Source organism: Planktothrix sp. FACHB-1355 (genome assembly GCF_014748295.1).
Taxonomy (GTDB): Bacteria; Cyanobacteriota; Cyanobacteriia; order Cyanobacteriales; family Aerosakkonemataceae; genus Aerosakkonema; species Aerosakkonema funiforme_A.
The window spans coordinates 1-2,452 of record NZ_JACJUP010001066.1 but is presented as its reverse complement, the minus strand read 5'-3'; the positions used below and the strand labels follow the sequence as shown (position 1 = coordinate 2,452).

Here is a 2,452-nt window from a genome sequence, read left to right as displayed (position 1 = left end):
CACCGGTGACATCAAGATGATGCTTTTTTGGGTGCCTTTAAAGCTGGCGATCGCATCCCTGAGCCACCGCGTAGTCTGAGGATCGTTAAAAAATGGATGCAGATCTTTGAAGATGAAAATACTAGAATCTCGCTGTGGGTCTCGCTGTCTATTCATCGCCCACTCAATCGCTGCTTGTGGCGAGACGGTATTATGCTGGATAGTTCGAGGGTGACCGTATTCTGACATACCTTGAGTCACTGTCCAGACATATACCCGTCGTGCGGGTTTCATTTGAGCGATTGTTGCGATTGCCTGCTCTGCCCGCTCTTCCTCGGAAGTAACGAGGTAGATCAGAGGGTATTGAGCTTGAACGAGAACGCTTAGTTCTTCTTTCATTTCTCCACGACCTACTATCGACCGAATAGAGACGGTGCAGACCTTACCAGATTCTTCTAGAGGAGTTGCCTGCTAATGCTTGGGCATTATTATCGCTAATTGCTTTTGCAGTTTTTGCTTTTGCAGTTTTGCGACTTTAGCATGGCACCAACTCTTGCTCTCCCTGTTGATCGGTTCCTTTAGTTACCGTCACCTTCTCAACCGAAAGATCTTCTTCTGGCAGTACACCTGGCTGTTTAATAAGGGAAACTAATTCTCCCTGTTGGATCACAACGGAACCCTTACACTCCGGACAACTGTAGAGCCGATGAGTTTGCCCGTACGATGCCTCTATCTCCTCTGTTATCTCTGGATGAGCTAGGTAGAAAATAATGGCTCGTTCAGCAATAGATGACATCGGTTCTGAGTCAATTGCGGCTCGAATTTTGAGTTGACGATGCAGCTCTGGTGAAAGATACAACGTAACCTTTTGTTTATCTTGCATATGACTCATCAGTCGTTCTACCCGGGTATGTTTATTAGCCTATCGGTTAGATTTCTAGCTGTCAAGGCATTAAGCTGTTTTGACGGCATAATCGTTACATTTATTTACATTTAATCGCAGTCACGCGATCTCTCAGCATTGCTAAACTGTCGTCAGGCAGATTTATACTACTCCATCAGAGAGAAAAGGCTAAGACGATCGTTCCACAAACCAGTTTCAAACAGATGGTGAATGTGTTATATTTAAAATCTAAATTTTCGGCGGTATAGCCAAGTGGTAAGGCAGAGGTCTGCAAAACCTTCATCCCCCAGTTCAAATCTGGGTACCGCCTTTGACAAAACCATAAAAAGCCCCAACTATACGCTGCGCGTATAGTTGGCTGATAGCTTGGGTAAGTCACTAGGGTAGGCCGATCGCACCACCATTTCCAGCAATCACCTCACCGATCGCATAGGCAGCAATATTATGGGACTCAAACCAGCTAATTGTCTGCTTTGTCTGTTCTGGCGATACTAGCAACATATATCCAATTCCCATGTTGAATGTATCGAACATCGCTTTTGGACTGACTTCACCTGAGACAGCTAACCAATCAAAAATCGGTAAAATCGGCCAACTACCAATATCAATACGAATAGATTGGCCTTTTCCCAAGCAGCGAGGTAAATTTTCTGGCAATCCCCCACCAGTTACGTGAGCCATACCATGTATTTGAATTCCAGCTGCTCGTGCTGCCAGAACCGGCTTAACATAGATGCGAGTCGGGGCAAGCAGAACATCTCCCAAACTCTGGCCGGACAACTGTGGAGGCGTATCGCTCCAGCTAAAATTATTGCGCTCGACAATTTTGCGAACCAAACTATAACCGTTGCTGTGAACACCCGCAGAAGCTAAGCCGATCGCAATATCCCCAACTTTAACCTGCTCTCCATCAAGCAGCTGGCTTCTTTCCACAATCCCCACACAAAAACCAGCCAAATCGTATACTCCCGCCCCATAAAATCCCGGCATTTCCGCCGTTTCTCCACCCAACAGCGTACAACCGGCCAGCTGACAGCCCTCCGTAATCCCCGCAATCACCTGAGTCAGTTGCGATCGATCCAGCTGACCCGTAGCTAAATAATCTAAAAAAAACAAAGGTTCTGCCCCGGAAGTGAGAACATCGTTAACGCACATTGCCACCAGATCGATACCGATCGTTTCATGACAGTTAAGGTCTTGCGCTATCTTGAGCTTTGTGCCAACACCATCCGTACCCGAAACCAAAACAGGCTCTTTAAACCCTGTCGGTAACCGGAAGTAACCGCTAAAACCACCCAACCCACCAATCACTTCCGATCGATGAGTACGATGTACCAGATTGCGTATTCCCTCCACAAAAGCACGACCCGCTTCAACATCTACACCTGCTTCTCGATAATCCATCACTAAAACTCCACCTGCAACGCGAGTGCGTGTACTTTAGGCAGATCGAGCCTGACGACAGGTACGCACGCAACTTGCTTAACTGCATATGACTGCACGATGTATTTTACCCGGCCTTGGCAATCGCGCCCCTACCATTAACAAAAATGTCACCTCGATAGCAGA

Annotated in this window: 2 protein-coding genes, 1 tRNA gene and 1 pseudogene; 1 reads left to right on the top strand and 3 read right to left on the bottom strand. The window is 46.9% G+C overall.

The genetic code is table 11. The features are described 5' to 3' along the window. Both H6S82_RS29030 and H6S82_RS29025 read right to left on the bottom strand, forming a co-directional pair. A pseudogene (locus H6S82_RS29030) lies at positions 1–378 on the bottom strand (AAA family ATPase); the annotation flags it as partial. A gap of 136 nt (positions 379–514) precedes the next feature. Continuing rightward, the gene (locus H6S82_RS29025) at positions 515–862 is read right to left on the bottom strand and encodes a hypothetical protein (protein WP_190469376.1); all 348 of its coding nucleotides are present in this window, start codon (positions 860–862) and stop codon (positions 515–517) included. A 259-nt stretch (positions 863–1,121) separates the two neighbouring features. On the opposite strand from H6S82_RS29025, the gene H6S82_RS29020 reads away from it, so the two are divergent. After that, a tRNA-Cys gene (locus H6S82_RS29020) sits at positions 1,122–1,193 on the top strand. Positions 1,194–1,261: 68 nt separating this feature from the next. Here H6S82_RS29020 and purM read toward each other — a convergent pair. Then, complete coding sequence (gene purM, locus H6S82_RS29015) at positions 1,262–2,287, bottom strand: phosphoribosylformylglycinamidine cyclo-ligase (protein WP_190469369.1); 1,026 nt, start codon at positions 2,285–2,287, stop codon at positions 1,262–1,264. Positions 2,288–2,452 lie beyond the last annotated feature (165 nt).

Bases quoted from the DNA above. Each gene is read 5' to 3' on its own strand.
- H6S82_RS29025 (WP_190469376.1), bottom strand. From the start codon at position 862: ATGCAAGATAAACAAAAGGTTACGTTGTATCTTTCACCAGAGCTGCAT.
- purM (WP_190469369.1), bottom strand. From the start codon at position 2,287: ATGGATTATCGAGAAGCAGGTGTAGATGTTGAAGCGGGTCGTGCTTTT.